Below are 15,645 nucleotides of genomic sequence, written 5' to 3' on the forward strand. Positions count from 1 at the left end.
TAGCGGGAATTCGATGCCGTCATTGCCGGAATCGTCTGAGCGACGCCCAGCGGCTCCAGGTCCACCGCTTCTTCAGCGGCAAGAGCGTCGCGGTGCCAATCTTTCCGATCAACCGGAAAGGTTCATTTTTTGAAGCGCCTCCGCAGTTGATTTTGCGTCCAACGCGATCAGCGCACTTTGCAGGCAGCTCTCGATGTCGGCGACGCTCTTGCCCTCGAGCAAAGCGATTTCGGCGACGGTCCTGCCTCGAGAAATCAGCACTCATTGATGGCAACGGTCGTACCGGGCGCGTGCTGAACCTGCTGTACCTCGTCGACAAGGCGCTGCTGGAAATCCCGGTCCTCTTCTCAGCCGTCACATCATCCAGAACAAGCGCACATACTACGACCTTCTGCTCGCCGTGACAGCAGAGGCCTCGTGGGAGCCATGGATACTCTTCATGCTCGAGGCTGTCCGCGAGACGGCCGAATGGTCGACGGCAAAAAGCGGAGCATCACAATTTACCTTGCAAATAGGGATCTAAACTCCATAAATGCAAGGATGATCGAGCGTCAGAATAACCTCTGAGCTGAATGATCTCATCGACAGCAGCCCCGCTGTCGCGCTTATCGGACCGCGTCAAGTTGGCAAGACGACGCTTGCTCTTGCCATTGGCGAGAGCCGTCCTTCGATCTATCTGGATCTCGAATCCGACGCGGAACGGGCAAAGCTTGCCGAGACTGAGCTCTATCTGGCCGAGCACAGCGACAAGCTAGTCATTCTCGATGAGGTTCTTCGGCTTCCCACCTTTTTCAAAACCTGCGCGGATTGATCGATAGTGGCCGGCGCAGTGGAAGGAGAACAGGGCGGTTCCTGATCCTTGGCTCAGCCTCGTGAGATCTTCTCTTTGATGACCTTCAAATGCCTGCGCTCCGCGGCAACCTGTTGGGTACTGTCCGCCAGATAGGTCTCCGGGTAAAACGAGAGAAGGGCATTGAGTACGGACAAGGCCCTGTCCCTTAGACCCAGCAACGAGCGGGCGTCACAGACGTCTCTGTAGACCTTCCATTTATCGACCGTTTTGCCAGGTTTGATTTCCGCCGATTCTATCTGGCCTTTTATCAAGACAAGAGTCATCGAGCACCGCCCAAAAGGCGTCGTCACACTTCCCGTCTGCATTTTTCTTCACCCTTCAGAAGGCAAAAGACATCTGCTCGCTCAAATGACGCCAAAGACTCTTGACTGTGATTCGGGGAAATGCGATTCTCATGTTGCTACACGATGAGGAAGGCTTCCACGACGGCGACGTTTGGGGGCCTTTTTCTTTTGCTGTTCAGTCTCGACGGCATTGTCGAACCCGACCTTAGCCAGGCAGCCAAATCTCTGGATACCATCCACCGCTTACGATAGTGGGCCTTTGGCAATCCCGGAGTGGCAGACGCAACGATTTCGCGGTGCTCATGCGTTGTCATTTCGTTGCGCGGTGTTACGCAAAGCCCGATTTTCTTCTGAAGGGGAGGGGGCTGTAGATCCCTGCCTGCACCGCAATTGCCATCAGCTGGTGCAGTCGACAACCTACCTGCCGATGGCATCCACCGGGAATTGGCGCCGATCAAGTGCCTACCGCATCGCCTTCATCGTCCGGTTTCAACAGGAACATCTTCACTCGATCTCCAAGAAATCGACGTCGCCCCGGACGCGCAAACGCTCACGGTTTCCTGAGCGTGCAGCCGTCCTGAGATCCGGGAAGCCTTGATACATCATTACAAAACCGCATGGTTTGATCATGTTCTATCATCCCGCCGCATTCCCAGTCGCTTGACTCCCCCCGACAATTCACATCTACTTTTTGTTGTCTGACATCTTACAAAAAAACGGGAACGTTGGCGAAGCCAATGAAACAGGAGGATTGCATGAAAAAACTCTTTGCACATTTGGCGCTGGCGGCGCTTGCCTTCGTCAGCACGGCGCATGCAGGGGAAACCCTTAACCGGGTGATGGAAAAAAAGGCGATGGTGGTTGCCACCAACAGCGGTTGGCCGCCGCAGAGTTATCTCGACGACAACAATGAAATGGTTGGCTTTGATATCGACGTCTCGCGCGAGGTCGCCAAGCGCCTTGGCGTCGAGGTCAGCTTCGAAACGCCGGACTGGGCAACGCTGACGGGCGGCCATTGGCAGGGTCGCTACGATATTGGCGTCGGCTCGGTCACGCCCACCAAACCGCGCGCTCAGGTCATCGATTTCGCCGGTGTCTATTATTACAGCCCTTACGTCTACGTGGTCCATAAGGATAGCGAAGCCAAGACCGCCACCGACCTCAACGGCAAGATAATCGGGGTCGAAACCGCGACGACATCGGAAGATTTTATCCGCCGCCAGCTTCAAATCGATGCCCCGGGCCTGCCGCCGGTTGAATACAAGGTTGAGCCTGGCGAAATCCGCACCTTTGCCGATTCCATGCTGCCCTTCGATGATCTGCGTCTGGGTGCCGGCGTTCGTCTCGACGCCGTCATCGCGCCCGAACAAACCGCCCAAAACGCCATCAAGAATGGTTATCCTCTTCGTATCCTGGAAGGCGACTATGCCTTCAAGGAGCCCCTCGTTGTCATCGGCGAAAAGGGTGATCCGGAATGGACTGCCAAGGTCGGCGGCATCATCACCGAGATGAAGAAGGACGGCACGTTGGCGGCGCTTACCACCAAGTGGTACGGCAAGGACTACGCGGCCGATTAAATCCGCCTCTTCGCACAATCCCTCTCTTCGCACGGGCGGCTTGCCCGTCCGTGCGATCTTGAAAACCGCAGGCGCATGAGCAAACGATGTCCTATCCAGACACCTATTACAGACGAACAATGGCCGACGAGAAGGTCAGACCTGTGCTCAATGGCACGGCAGACTGTGACACCGTTATCATTGGCGCCGGGCTCGCCGGTCTGACAACGGCGTTGCAGCTGGCGCGCGCCGGGCAATCGGTCATCGTCATCGAGGCCCAAAACGTCGGCTTTGGCGCATCGGGTCGTAATGGCGGCTTTGTCAGCCCCGGCTTTGCTACCGGCGGCGACGACATTGCCCGCATGGCGGGCGCCGAGGCAGCACGCAAGATTCATCTCCTGTCCATCGAAGGCGTCGATTTCATCCGCGAGACTATCCGCGAGCTTGGCATCGAGGCAGCCCATCCGCAGCCCGGTATCACCAGCGTACTGCGCCACGACGATGGCGAAAGCCTAAAAGCGCATGCGCAGCATATGGCGCGCGACTACGGCTACGAACTCGAATACCTCGACCGCGATCAGGTGCGCTCGGTCCTGAAGTCAAACCGTTATTTTCAAGGCCTGCGTGATGCAAGGGCCTTTCATATCCACCCGCTCAACTATCTTCGCGCGATTGCTGCAGAAATCGAGCGGCTTGGCGGGCGCATCTACGAGGGCACGCCAGCTGCTACAGCGGACCTGGATGGAGCGGAAAAAATCGTCCGGACCGCAACAGGCTTGGTGAAGGCACGCCAGGTCGTGTTCACGACCGGCGGCTACACCGGCGGGGTTAATCGCCGGCTGAAACGCGCCTTCCTGCCGATCGCCACCTATGTGATGCTGAGTGAAGAGGCGCCCGACCTCATCAGGCAAGCCATTGCCACGACCGATGCCATTGGCGACAACCGGCGCGCCGGCGACTACTACCGTCTTGTCGATGGCGGCCGGCGTATCCTCTGGGGTGGGCGCATTACCACGCGGGCGGCTTCGCCCGCCGCCCTTGCCGGCGAACTGCGCCGCGAGATGACCGGAACCTACCCGCAGCTTTCGGGATTGAAGACGGAGCTGGCCTGGTCCGGCCTCATGTCCTATGCGCGCCACCTCATGCCCCAGATCGGCGAAATGCAGCCGGGCGTCTGGCATTGCACCGCCTTCGGCGGCCATGGGCTCAACACGACGGCCATAGGCGGCAAGCTGGTGGCGGAGGGTATTCTTGGCCAGTCGGATCGCCACGCTCTTTTCAAGCCCTTTGGGCTCAGCTGGGCGGGCGGCATTGCGGGCCTTGCCGTTGCACAACTCACCTACTGGAAACTGCAGGCACAGGATTGGTGGCGCGAGCGCGCCGCCTGATCACGCCGAAGGGATGGGACCATGATTGGCCGTTTGATACTGACTTATCCGGATGGCGTGCGGCGAACCGGCATCGCCCTCATTTTGAGCCTGATCACGCTTGTTCTCTATACGCTCGGGATCAGCTCTGCCTGGATAGGACATCTGGTGCCGGCCACATCCGGATGGCTTGCAGACAATCCGGCGCTCGGGCGCTTCCTTGCCGCCACCATGATCGCCCTTATCCTGGCGGCGAACTGGATGGCATTACGGCAGTTGAGCCGCCGCCAACAGATCATCGGCGTCTGGATCGAGCTTTTCGTGCTGCTGATGCTGTTCTTCTATTCCTTCAATCTTTCCTTCACGTTCATCGCCAAGAAGATCGGCTACCTGATCACGCAGGGCGTTACGACCACGCTCTATATCTCCGCCATTTCGATCGTCATCGCGACGGTGATCGCGCTAACGGGTGCCATCGCAAAACTGTCAAAGAACGGCGTCATCTACGGGCTTGCCACATTCTATACGTCGCTGTTTCGCGGCCTGCCGTTGTTGATGCAGATCTACATCATCTATCTCGGCCTGCCGCAGGTTGGCTATGTCATCGGCGCAGTTCCCGCCGGCATTCTTGCGCTGTCGCTGTGCTACGGCGCCTATATGACGGAAATCTTCCGGGCGGGCATCGAAAGCATTCCGCGCGGTCAGTCGGAAGGGGCGACAGCACTCGGCCTGAGTTCCAGCCAGACCATGGGCCTCGTCATCTTGCCGCAGGCCATGCGCGTCATCATCCCACCGACCGGCAACCAGTTCATCGCCATGCTGAAGGATTCCTCCCTGGTTTCGGTCGTTGGCGTGTGGGAGATCATGTATCTCGCTCGCACCCAGGGACAGACGGAATTCAGGCACATCGAAATGCTGATCACGGCATCGATGATCTACTGGGTCTTGTCCATCGGGCTTGAATTCCTGCAGTCGCGCATCGAAGCACGCTTCGGCCGTTTCAATGTCCGTTGAATGGGCCTCATCTGGAGGCCCATGCTCTGGGAGGGCGGAGATCATTGTCCTGTCGGCCGGCTTGTCCTGAAATAACCCTGCGGAGATACCATGACCACTTCGACACCGATGCAAAACGCTGAAATTCTGCTGCGTGGCGTCCACAAATGGTACGGCCAGTACCATGCGCTCGATGACATCAATCTTTCCATCGCGCCGCGCGAGCAAGTCGTTATCTGTGGCCCGTCCGGCTCGGKAAAATCGACTCTGATCCGTTGTGTAAACCGGTTGGAGGCCCATCAGGAAGGCCATATTTTCGTCCGTGGCGTCGAGCTCGACGATGATGAACGCAAAGCCGACACGATCCGTCGCGGCGTCGGCATGGTGTTCCAGCAATTCAACCTCTTCCCCCATCTGACGATCCTTCAAAACTGCGTTCTCGCGCCAATGTGGGTGAAGAAAATGCCGCGCAACCAGGCGGTCGAAATTGCGATGAGCTTTTTGGAACGCGTTCGCATTCCCGAACAGGCTCACAAATACCCAGGCCAACTGTCGGGCGGCCAACAGCAGCGTGTCGCCATCGCCCGTGCTTTGTGCATGAACCCGAATGTCATGCTGTTCGATGAACCGACCTCGGCGCTCGATCCGGAGATGGTCAAGGAAGTCCTGGATACGATGGTCGAACTCGCAGGGGAGGGGATGACAATGGTCTGCGTGACGCATGAAATGGGTTTTGCCCGGCAGGTTGCCGACCGGGTGATCTTCATGGACCGCGGCCGGATCGTCGAGCAGGGCAAACCTGACGACTTTTTCGCGCGGCCGAAGACGGATCGCGCCAGCTTGTTTCTCAGCCAGTTGCTTCACTAGCCGGTAAAAACCATGGCGGGCGCCCAGGCCCGCCATGTCCCGGCTGCCAGTGTGTGGCAAGCATTAAAGCGGTGCGGGTTCCTGCGGAAAACCGCCGACATGACCGCATGTCACGGCTGCATTATCTCTCCCGCACTCGAGGCTGGCCTGTAGCGAGAGACCGCACAGGCGTCCCGAGAGGAAGCCGGCGATAAAGCTGTCGCCGGCGCCGGTGGTATCGACGACTTCGGCCGGTCTGATGCCCGTTTCTGCATGCTCGGATCCGGCGCTGGCGCTGGACCCGCTTGCGCCGCGTGTAACCACGGCAAGTTTTGCGCCAGCCCCCAGGAAATCCGCGATCATGCGATTTGCAACCGCAACGTTTTCGCCGGCTGAGCCGAACGCGACGGTCAAGCCATCGACGCTGCGGTTTGCGGGATCCGCATTGACGGAGACATCCTGCGACACGCTGATGCCGGCTTCGGCGAGGGCGCGTTTCAGCGCACCGCGATCGTCCAACCAGCCAATATGAACGTGATCCATCGTCTTCAGGACCTCGACATGCTGCGGGGAGGGGGCGTAGCCGGCGCAGACGCCGAAATCCTCGAAGGTCATCACCCGATCGCCCGATTCCAGAACCTCAATATCGGTATAGGCCGTGATCCCCGGCCGCTCCTCGAGATGGTCAGTCCTGACACCTTTCACCCGCAACAGGTCTCGTGTTCGTGCGCCGTCGGGGTCGCTGCCGACCGCACCGAAGTAGAAGGATACATGTCCAAGGCGCGCGAGCTGAACCGCAACGTTGACCGCGTTTCCGCCCACCAGAGACTGGCTGACCGGCGGCTGGAAGCGATCTATGCAATTGTCGCCGACGGTTGCAAAACGGAGAGGCTTCATGTGGTATCTCTGGCAGGGCTACGGCAAGGCCGCGAACGCCAACACGGGCGCTCACGGCTCTACGATGGTTTTCGAAACGCCTCAATAGGCGACACGTTTATAGTAGCGGCGGGTAGTGAGCGGATGATCGCGCAGCACTTCGAGATGGGCGCTTATGCGCTCCAGCACGGTCGCCAGGAGAACCGGGGAAACAAGGCCACGCACTTCGGCGGAAATGCCCGGCAGGGAAAACTGTGCCGTGTCCAGCACCGTCAGCTTGTCTGTATAGTTCGGGACGAAATTCTCCACACGCTCGGCAAGCGGACGCAAGGCATCCTCTCCCTTGAACAGAATGACGCTCACGCCTTTTTCAACGAGTTCCAGCGTGCCATGGAAGAAATCCGAGGCGTGCACCGGCCGCGTCTTAATCCACTGCATTTCTTCCAGAATGCACATGCCGTAGTAGAATGCCTGCGGCCAGACGTTTCCGGCGCCCGTAACAATGTGATAATCTGACGCCGCCAGCGTGCGCGCAAAGGCTTCGGCCTGCGGTTCATAGGCGCGCTTGACCTCAAGAAGCAATTCAGGAAGCAGCAAAAGCTCACTCTCCAGTTGGGCGTAATTTTCAATTTCGCCGCGATGCTTCATGATGGAAAGAGCGATGAAGAGGGATTGCAGGTAGAAGGATTCGCACGACGTGTCGTCCTCGGCGAAGTTGACGAAGACGTGGTCGCCACCCTTGCCAAGGGGTGTCTCGGCATGACCGACGRGGGTCAGTACGGTCGCTCCGATTTGCTTGAGCTTGGCGAGAAGCGCGACACTTTCCTTCGTCGTGCCGGACAGGGACGGCATGACGACGATCGACTTTTCCGTCAGGTTGGCCGAGCCGGTGATCATCAGTTCGGCCGTCAGGTCAATGAAAGCCGGAAAACGCGATTTGCGCTGCAACAATTGCGCCGCTGGCTGCATCAGAATGGCAGCTCCCCCGGTTCCAAGGAAGAACACGTTTTCCGCACCAGCCGACAGGCAGGTGGCGATGACCTGATCGAGGCGCGTGCGCAGCGCAATGGCGCCACTCTGGATGCGCAGAAATCTCTGTTCGTCAAAATTCAGCATTATTGTTCCTCGCTTGAAAGGGGGCGTCGATACGCCTCTCGATGAGATGTGTAGTTGTAAGACAACTGACATCCAAGATTTTTCTTGTCAACGGCGAGGTTGTGCCCTTTTTGCATGGCCTGATGTCGAAGCGCGATGGCCAAGGCATCCGTCGCCTGACTACCGGCTGTTGACCTTCGCTAATTTGTCAGACAAGAACAGGAAAACCGTCAGGTCTTAAACGAGGTTACAATTGGACGAGCCCCTCCGCGACACGCGCACATTGGTCATTCAGTTGCGCGACCGTATCGCCAACCTTATCAAGGACGATGGCCTGAAGCCGGGCGACAAGCTTCCGACGGAAGCCCAGTTGACGCAGCGGTTCAAGATCTCACGCCCGGCCTTGCGCGAAGCGCTCAAACTTCTCGAGCAGGATGATGTGATTTTCGTGGAACATGGCCGCGGCCGTTTCGTCTCGGCCATGTCGGCGGTAACGGTTGAGCGGCCGATCACCGTGTTTGAAAGCGTCACCGACATGACGCAGCACTATGGCTACAAGACCAACAACAAGGTCCTGTCCATCGCCGAGGAGGAGCCGGATGCGACGACTGCCGGTTGCCTGAAGCTGTCGCCCGGGGAACGGGTGATCCGGATCGAGCGTTTGCGCCTGCAGGATGACGAGCCCATCATGTACTGCATCGACTATGTACCGCGCCAGATCATTCCAGCACGGCTGTTCGACATCGATTGGAGCGGATCGTTGCTGGCGCTGCTCGAGCGCTACAAGCACCGCCCGCGCATGTCGGCTGCCAAGGTCTCGGCCGTGATGCTGCCGGACGATGTCACCGAACGCAACGATCTCCGCGGCTTCGGGCCGGCACTCCTCATCCGCGAAACCTGCTTCAATACGGCCGGCATCCCCGTCATATATGCGGTGGACTACCATCGCGGCAGCCATTTTTCGTTCAGCCTCGCGCGGAAATAGCCCGGTATTCCCCAGGTGTATCGGGGCCTCAGCAGACTCAGATCAGCCGGCGGCGAAGGGTAATCGTCGCGGCGGCGGCCATGACCGCAAGACCATACCAGGTCAGTGCATAGACAAGATGGCTGTTGCGGAAACGGATCACTGTCAGGCCGCCGACGGGAAGGCCGCCGGGATTGGGCGTGGCGTCGGCGTCGATGAAATACGGAGCGACGGAACCAAGGCCCTTGGCGCGCGCAATGGCAGCGACGTCACGGGAATACCAGCGCTCATTGGCCGGATCGTTCGAGCGCAGGAAAGCACCGCCGGGTTCGCTGATGCGCAAGAGGCCGGTGACCGTGACAGGCCCGGCGACGATCTCGCCCGCCGCGCGTGCAGCAGGATCGCGGCGGTCGGCGGGCAAAAAGCCGCGGTTGACGAGGACCGTCGACGAGACCGAAAGATGCAGCGGCGTCAGCAGCCAGAAGCCGCCGCCGCGCTCGGTGACGGCCTGAACAAGGACCGACTTGCCATGCTCGAAGGTGCCTGTCGCAGCGACGCGGCGATATTCGTCTTTTTCCGTGCTGACGGCACCCCACTGCGCAGGCGCGGGCGGCGGCACCGGATCGGCGTGGATCCGGGATTCCACGCGGGCGATGAGGCTAAGCTTCCAGAACAGCCGCTGCACCTGCCAGGTGCCAAGCCCGATGAAGACAGCCGTCAGGACCAGCATGGCGCTGACAAAAACCAGACGGGCGCGGCGTGGATGGCCGGTGGCGTCCGCCGTCACGGGAGGTTCTGTGGTCACCGTGGTCACCCGTCAGGGCATGTTCTTCATCAGGTCCGGCGACATCGGCATCATGTTCGTGTTGAGATGATGCATGACCCAGAGTGAACCAGCGAGCGTGATCGCCACGAGGACGAGCGTGAAGATCAGCGCCATCATCGTCCAGCCGCCTTCCGAGCGCGGGTTCATGTGCAGGAAGAAAATCATGTGAACGATGATCTGGGCAACGGCGAACGCCATGACCAGGGCAGCCGTGAGCAGCTTGCTGTCGAAGACGCCGCTCATGACGAGTGCGAACGGAATGGCCGTCAGGATAATGGAAAGCCCAAAGCCGATCATGTAGCCCTTGAACGAACCGTGGCCGGCCTCGTGACCATGGCTGTGAGCGTGGTGCGTGTTGGCTGCATCTTCGTGAGCAGGGGCATGCGGCTGTGAGCTCATCCGAGGGTTCCCATCAGATAGACAAAGGAGAAAACGCCGATCCAGACGACGTCGAGGAAGTGCCAGAACATGGACAGGCACATCAGCCGGCGACGATTTTCCGGGATCAGCCCACGCTTCGACACCTGGATCATCAGCGTGATCAGCCAGACGGTGCCGGAGGTGACGTGCAGGCCGTGGGTGCCGACCAGCGTGAAGAAGGACGACAGGAAGGCGCTACGGGTCGGCCCGGCACCTTCATGGATCAGGTGTGCGAACTCGTAGAGCTCGATACCGAGGAAGGCTGCGCCGAACAGGCCGGTGACGGCAAGCCAGAACAGCGTTTCAGCCTTGGCGTTTCTCTCCATCTGCAGCATGGCGAAGCCATAGGTGATGGAGGAGAAAAGCAGCATGGCGGTGTTAACGGCGACGAGCGGCAGGTCGAACAGGTCGGCGGGGGAGGGGCCTGCGGCGTAGTTTCGGCCGAGCACGCCGTGGGTGGCGAACAGGACCGCAAAGATCAAGGAGTCGCTCATCAGATAGAGCCAGAAACCCAGCATCGTGCTGCCTTCGGGATGATGCTCGTCCGTCAGGTAGAATTCCGGCTTTTCGGTTTCGTGGGCGTTCGTTTTGCTTACCATGTCAGGTCCGTTCCGCGAGCAGACTGGAGCGTGCATCTTCCGTCGCGGTCACGGTTTCAGCGGGGATGTAGAAATCCCGGTTGTAGTTGAACGTGTGACCGATCGCGACGGCGAGTATCGTGAAGAAGGACAGGATCGCCAGCCACCACATGTACCAGATCATCGCGAAGGCAAAGGCAACGCTGATTGCGGCGAGGATGACGCCCGTGCCGGTATTTTTCGGCATGTGGATCGGCTTGAAGCCGGTAAGGGGCCGCTCGTAGCCGCGGTTCTTCATGTCATACCAGCTGTCGTGATCGTGCACGACAGGGGTGAAGGCGAAGTTGTAATCCGGTGGCGGCGATGACGTCGACCATTCGAGCGTGCGGGCGTTCCAGGGATCGCCGCTGGTCTCGCGCAGCTGGTCGCGGCGCAGGAAGCTGACGACGATCTGGATGACGAAGGAGGCGATGCCGAGCGCAATCAGGACGGCGCCGAGCGCCGCAATGATGAACCATATCTGCAGGGAAGGGTCCTCGAACTGGCTGACACGGCGGGTGACCCCCATCAGGCCGAGCACGTAGAGCGGCATGAAGGCGACGAAGAAACCGGTCTGCCAGAACCAGAAGCTCATCTTGCCCCAGAAGGGATCGAGCTTGTAGCCGAAGGCCTTCGGCCACCAGTAGACGACACCGGCCATCAGCCCGAAGACGACACCGCCGATGATGACGTTGTGGAAATGGGCGATCAGGAACAGCGAGTTGTGCAGCACGAAGTCGGCCGGCGGGACGGCCAAAAGCACGCCGGTCATGCCGCCGATCACGAAGGTGATCATGAACCCTATCGTCCAGTACATCGGCACTTCGAAGCGGATGCGGCCGCGATACATGGTGAACAGCCAGTTGAACATCTTCGCACCCGTCGGGATCGAGATGATCATCGTGGTGATGCCGAAGAAGGCATTGACCGAGGCGCCAGAGCCCATGGTGAAGAAGTGGTGCAACCAGACGATATAGGAGAGGATGGTGATGACGACCGTCGCATAGACCATCGAGGCATAACCGAACAGCCGCTTGCCGGAGAAGGTGGCGACCACTTCCGAGAAGATACCGAAGGCCGGAAGTACCAGAATGTAAACCTCCGGATGACCCCWGATCCAGATAAGGTTGACATACATCATAGGATTGCCACCGAGATCGTTGGTGAAGAAGTTGGTTCCGGCATAGCGGTCGAGCGTCAGAAGCGCGAGCGTGGCCGTCAGGACCGGGAAAGTCGCGACGATCAGGATGTTGGTGCACAGCGAGGTCCAGGTAAAGACCGGCATTTTCATGAAGCTCATGCCCGGGGCGCGCAACTTGACGATCGTGGCAATCAGGTTGATGCCGGACAGCGTCGTGCCGATGCCGGCCACCTGCAGGCCCCAGATATAATAATCGACGCCGACGCCGGGACTGTAGTCCGCGCCCGACAGCGGCGGGTATGCGAGCCAGCCCGTCCGCGCAAACTCCCCGACGAAAAGCGACATCATGATGATGATCGCGCCGGCCGTGGTCATCCAGAAGGAGAAATTGTTGAGGAACGGGAACGAGACGTCGCGGGCGCCGATCTGCAGCGGCACCACGAAATTCATCAGCCCCGTCACGAAGGGCATCGCCATGAAGAAGATCATGATGACGCCATGGGCGGTGAAGATCTGGTCGTAATGATGCGGATTGAGGTAGCCCTCACTGCCGTTGAACGCGATTGCCTGCTGGATACGCATCATGATTGCATCGGCAAAGCCGCGCAGCAGCATGATGAGGGCGAGGATCACATACATGACGCCGATCTTCTTGTGATCGACGCTGGTGAACCATTCCGTCCAGAGATAGCCCCAGAGCTTGAACTTGGTGATAAGCCCGAGAACGGCGATGCCGCCGAGTGCCACGCCGAGGAACGTCACGACGAGAATGGGCTCGTGATAGGGAATGGCTTCCCAGGTGAGCCGCCCGAAGATGAATTCCGTCAGATTGCTGTAACCGAACATGTGTCTGTCCAAAATCTCTTGAAGTGCGGGGCTCAGGGCTTGGAGGCGCCGTCTGTATTCAGTTGCGCCGGCGCCGGTCCACTTTGGTCGGATCCCGGCATGGAATGTTGCATGTGCATGTCGTGGTTCATCGGCTGCTGCTCATCCACACCCGCGGCAGGTTGATCGCTGCGCGCGGAGTTGCCCGCTGCCGGCGCCCCTTCGGTGCCATGGCGGCTGTCGTATTCCAGCCTCGCCCGGCTTTCGGCGCTTTCGGCGCCACCGCCACCCATCATGTCGATATGCATCATCTCGTTCATGCACATCTTGCCGGGCTTGGCGCACATATTGAGCACGGCATCATAAAGTCCGTTCTCGACGCTCGAGTAGTAGCGCACCGGCTCCTTGCTGCTCGGCTTTTCGAGCTTCAGATAGGCGTCACGGTTCAGCGCCATGCCCTGCGCCTTGACCCGCTCCACCCACTGGTCGAAGCCCGCCTGCTGCAGGCCGTGGAACTTGAAGCGCATGTGCGAGAAGCCGTCGCCGCTATAGTTGGCGGACAGGCCGTCATATTCGCCCTGCTTGTTGATTACAGCATGAAGACGCGTCTGCATGCCCGGCATGGCGTAGATCATCCCGGCAAGAGCGGGCACATAGAAGGAGTTCATCACCGAGGAGGCGGTGATCTTGAAATTGATCGGCACATCGACGGGCGCGGCCATCTCGTTGACCGTGGCGATGCCATAGTCCGGATAGAAGAACAGCCATTTCCAGTCGAGCGCGACCACCTCAACGGTGATCGGCTTTGTCTCGGCAGGGACCGCGCGCCCGGCGTCGATCCGGTCGAGCGGCCGGTAAGGGTCAAGCTTATGGGTACTGATCCAGGTTACCGCACCGAGCGCGATGATGATGATCAGCGGCGCCGACCAGATGACCACTTCGAGCGCAGTCGAATGGTGCCACTCCGGGTCATAGGTGGCGCTGGTGTTTGATCCCCTGTAGCGCCAGGCAAACAGCACCGTCAGGAACAGTACGGGCACGATGATCAGCAGCATCAGCACCGTCGAGATGACGATGAGATCCCTTTGCTGCATGGCGATATCGCMCGATGGGGCCATGACGACCATATTGCAGCCCGCCAGAGCCATGAGCGGCAACACGGCGAGAAGGCGGCTGGCAGTTTTCCATAGGGACATAGCGGGCTCGAAGTTTGCGTTCCGTCTCTTCCGCACTATCGAAGCATCATTGATACCGGAATGAGGTGCGTCGTCGCAGTGCAGCAATTTGTCGCGTTGCAAAAACTATGGCTGAGATCGAAGTCGAACGTCTGGCTGAGCAAAGATATAGACGGTCTTTGGCAGAGATCAAAGCGTCTGTGGTACTCCGGCGTGGCACCGTCGTTTTATAGGATGGACCGCAGCGGTTTTGCACCATATTCTAGATCAAAGCCCGGCCTGGGTTCACATTGTGATGAAATCGAAATCCTGCAAGGAGATAAAGATTATGGGCGTGGCTGCAAATCCTTCGTCATCGGGGCTTGAACAGGACGCCCGGCGCATGCATGGCGACAAGCCGCTTTCGGCCGGCAGCATTGCGCTTGGTGTGATCATCGGCCGCATGTCGGAGTTTTTCGATTTCTTCGTGTACGGCCTTGCCTCCGTCCTGGTGTTTCCGCGGCTGATTTTCCCGTTTGCGCCCAATCCGGTGGCTGCGACGATGATGTCCTTTGCGGTCTTTTCGCTGGCTTTCCTGGCGCGGCCGGTCGGTTCCTTCGTTTTCATGTGGATCGATCGCAATTATGGGCGCGGCACGAAGCTGACGATCGCGCTTTTCATCCTCGGCGGCTCCACGGCGTCCATTGCATTCCTGCCCGGATACGAAACCATCGGGCTTTGGTCCGTGGCGCTTTTGGCGCTGTTTCGGCTGGGGCAGGGATTTGCGCTTGGCGGCGCATGGGACGGCCTTGCATCCTTGCTCAACCTCTACGCACCGCCGAACCGCCGCGGCTGGTACGCGATGATCCCGCAGCTCGGCGCGCCGATTGGATTTGCGCTGGCCAGCACGTTGTTCGGCTATTTCGTTGCCAATCTCTCCGACGCAGATTTCCTCTCCTGGGGATGGCGCTACCCGTTCTTCGTGGCCTTTGCGATCAACGTCGTGGCACTGTTTGCCCGTCTGCGTATCGTTGCCAGCCAGGAATTCGGTTCGGCGCTGGAAAGCAACGAACTGCAGGCCCGGCCGGTTTTCGAAATGCTGAGCAAACATGCATCCGACGTCCTGCTCGGAGCCTTCGCGCCGCTGGCGAGCTTTGCCATGTTCCACCTCGTCACAATCTTTCCCTTAAGCTGGGTGACGTTGTTTGGCGGCCAGTCGGCGGCGCAGTTCCTGTGGGTGCAGGTTGCCGGCGCCGCCGTCGGCCTTGTTGGCATCATTCTGTCGGGGGTCATCGCCGACCGTATCGGCCGCCGCAACCAGCTGATGATCGGCGCTATCATCATCGCCATCTTCTCCTTCTCGGCACCGTTCCTGCTCGATGCCGGCCGCACGGGACAGGATGCCTTCATCATCATCGGCTTCGGCATTCTTGGACTGTCCTTCGGTCAGGCATCCGGCGTCGTGTCGTCGCGGTTCGGCCAATATTACCGCTATACGGGTGCCGCGCTCACGTCCGATCTTGCCTGGCTGATCGGCGCCGGATTTGCGCCACTCGTGGCCCTCGGTCTTGCCAGCAGTTTCGGCATCATCTTCATCGGCGGCTATCTGATATCCGGCGCGATCTGCACGGTCGTTGCATTGAGCGTCACTCGGGCGCTGGATATGAGCGGCGAACCGGACGCGACATCGGAGACGCCGTCGAACGGCAAGCGATAACCCCGCGCAAAGTCCATGATCGGGCTTGGGGTCGGCTGACAGAAACCGGCCCGCGAAAGCCGGCTGGATTCAGCACGCACGTTCCGACCCCTCCAACAAGTTCCATAAATA

At 59.4% G+C, this 15,645-nt stretch carries 14 protein-coding genes and 2 pseudogenes; 8 read left to right on the top strand and 8 right to left on the bottom strand.

Annotated features, from left to right (window positions below; all coding sequences use genetic code 11):
• Both AC1D17_RS24530 and AC1D17_RS24535 read left to right on the top strand, forming a co-directional pair.
• Positions 1-404: pseudogene (locus tag AC1D17_RS24530) on the top strand (hypothetical protein); the annotation flags it as partial.
• A gap of 245 nt (positions 405-649) precedes the next feature.
• Positions 650-811, top strand: coding sequence for a hypothetical protein (locus tag AC1D17_RS24535; RefSeq protein WP_477567910.1), 162 nt, complete (start codon positions 650-652; stop codon positions 809-811).
• Between the two features lie 107 nt (positions 812-918).
• Here the strand turns inward: AC1D17_RS24535 and AC1D17_RS24540 are convergent.
• Positions 919-1,158 (bottom strand): annotated as a pseudogene (locus AC1D17_RS24540) (helix-turn-helix domain-containing protein); the annotation flags it as partial.
• Positions 1,159-1,892: 734 nt separating this feature from the next.
• On the opposite strand from AC1D17_RS24540, the gene AC1D17_RS24545 reads away from it, so the two are divergent.
• From AC1D17_RS24545 to AC1D17_RS24560, 4 genes are all read left to right on the top strand, one after another.
• Positions 1,893-2,714 (top strand): transporter substrate-binding domain-containing protein, encoded by an 822-nt coding sequence (locus AC1D17_RS24545; RefSeq protein WP_477567898.1) that lies wholly within the window; start codon positions 1,893-1,895, stop codon positions 2,712-2,714.
• An 86-nt stretch (positions 2,715-2,800) separates the two neighbouring features.
• Positions 2,801-4,081: an NAD(P)/FAD-dependent oxidoreductase gene (locus tag AC1D17_RS24550; RefSeq protein ID WP_477567899.1), complete on the top strand. Its 1,281-nt coding sequence runs from the start codon at positions 2,801-2,803 to the stop codon at positions 4,079-4,081.
• 21 nt (positions 4,082-4,102) lie between these two features.
• Positions 4,103-5,074, top strand: a complete 972-nt coding sequence (locus AC1D17_RS24555) for an amino acid ABC transporter permease (protein ID WP_477567900.1) — start codon at positions 4,103-4,105, stop codon at positions 5,072-5,074.
• Positions 5,075-5,164: 90 nt separating this feature from the next.
• A complete protein-coding gene (locus tag AC1D17_RS24560) occupies positions 5,165-5,920 on the top strand; it encodes an amino acid ABC transporter ATP-binding protein (protein ID WP_477567901.1) in 756 nt (251 codons plus the stop codon).
• Positions 5,921-5,983: 63 nt separating this feature from the next.
• Here AC1D17_RS24560 and AC1D17_RS24565 read toward each other — a convergent pair whose 3' ends face one another.
• Positions 5,984-6,796, bottom strand: a complete 813-nt coding sequence (locus AC1D17_RS24565; protein WP_477567902.1) for a PfkB family carbohydrate kinase — start codon at positions 6,794-6,796, stop codon at positions 5,984-5,986.
• Positions 6,797-6,877: 81 nt separating this feature from the next.
• Positions 6,878-7,891, bottom strand: coding sequence for an SIS domain-containing protein (locus AC1D17_RS24570; protein WP_477567903.1), 1,014 nt, complete (start codon positions 7,889-7,891; stop codon positions 6,878-6,880).
• A 232-nt stretch (positions 7,892-8,123) separates the two neighbouring features.
• Here AC1D17_RS24570 and AC1D17_RS24575 point away from each other — a divergent pair, with 232 nt between their 5' ends.
• Complete coding sequence (locus AC1D17_RS24575; protein ID WP_477567904.1) at positions 8,124-8,855, top strand: GntR family transcriptional regulator; 732 nt, start codon at positions 8,124-8,126, stop codon at positions 8,853-8,855.
• 37 nt (positions 8,856-8,892) lie between these two features.
• Here the strand turns inward: AC1D17_RS24575 and AC1D17_RS24580 are convergent, their stop codons facing one another.
• From AC1D17_RS24580 to cyoA, 5 genes are all read right to left on the bottom strand, one after another.
• Entirely contained in the window at positions 8,893-9,564 is a 672-nt protein-coding gene (locus AC1D17_RS24580) for an SURF1 family protein (protein WP_477567911.1), read from the bottom strand.
• Between the two features lie 87 nt (positions 9,565-9,651).
• Complete coding sequence (cyoD, locus tag AC1D17_RS24585; RefSeq protein ID WP_477567905.1) at positions 9,652-10,059, bottom strand: cytochrome o ubiquinol oxidase subunit IV; 408 nt, start codon at positions 10,057-10,059, stop codon at positions 9,652-9,654.
• Complete coding sequence (cyoC, locus tag AC1D17_RS24590; RefSeq protein WP_477567906.1) at positions 10,056-10,679, bottom strand: cytochrome o ubiquinol oxidase subunit III; 624 nt, start codon at positions 10,677-10,679, stop codon at positions 10,056-10,058. The genes cyoD and cyoC overlap by 4 nt, the downstream gene beginning before the upstream one ends.
• A 1-nt stretch (position 10,680) precedes the next feature.
• Positions 10,681-12,684 carry a cytochrome o ubiquinol oxidase subunit I gene (cyoB, locus tag AC1D17_RS24595; RefSeq protein WP_477567907.1) on the bottom strand — a complete coding sequence of 668 codons (2,004 nt, stop codon included), beginning with the start codon at positions 12,682-12,684 and terminating at the stop codon, positions 10,681-10,683.
• A 32-nt stretch (positions 12,685-12,716) separates the two neighbouring features.
• A complete protein-coding gene (gene cyoA, locus AC1D17_RS24600; protein ID WP_477567908.1) occupies positions 12,717-13,859 on the bottom strand; it encodes a ubiquinol oxidase subunit II in 1,143 nt (380 codons plus the stop codon).
• A 307-nt stretch (positions 13,860-14,166) separates the two neighbouring features.
• On the opposite strand from cyoA, the gene AC1D17_RS24605 reads away from it, so the two are divergent.
• Positions 14,167-15,534: an MFS transporter gene (locus tag AC1D17_RS24605; RefSeq protein WP_477567909.1), complete on the top strand. Its 1,368-nt coding sequence runs from the start codon at positions 14,167-14,169 to the stop codon at positions 15,532-15,534.
• The last annotated feature ends 111 nt before the right edge of the window (positions 15,535-15,645 follow it).

The organism is Pararhizobium sp. P1_E7 (genome assembly GCF_056405855.1).

Coding starts and splice junctions, on each gene's coding strand:
- cyoD (WP_477567905.1), bottom strand. CDS start 10,059: ATGAGCTCACAGCCGCATGCCCCTGCTCACGAAGATGCAGCCAACACG.
- AC1D17_RS24580 (WP_477567911.1), bottom strand. CDS start 9,564: ATGCTGGTCCTGACGGCTGTCTTCATCGGGCTTGGCACCTGGCAGGTG.
- AC1D17_RS24550 (WP_477567899.1), top strand. CDS start 2,801: ATGTCCTATCCAGACACCTATTACAGACGAACAATGGCCGACGAGAAG.
- AC1D17_RS24605 (WP_477567909.1), top strand. CDS start 14,167: ATGGGCGTGGCTGCAAATCCTTCGTCATCGGGGCTTGAACAGGACGCC.
- AC1D17_RS24565 (WP_477567902.1), bottom strand. CDS start 6,796: ATGAAGCCTCTCCGTTTTGCAACCGTCGGCGACAATTGCATAGATCGC.
- AC1D17_RS24545 (WP_477567898.1), top strand. CDS start 1,893: ATGAAAAAACTCTTTGCACATTTGGCGCTGGCGGCGCTTGCCTTCGTC.
- cyoC (WP_477567906.1), bottom strand. CDS start 10,679: ATGGTAAGCAAAACGAACGCCCACGAAACCGAAAAGCCGGAATTCTAC.
- AC1D17_RS24555 (WP_477567900.1), top strand. CDS start 4,103: ATGATTGGCCGTTTGATACTGACTTATCCGGATGGCGTGCGGCGAACC.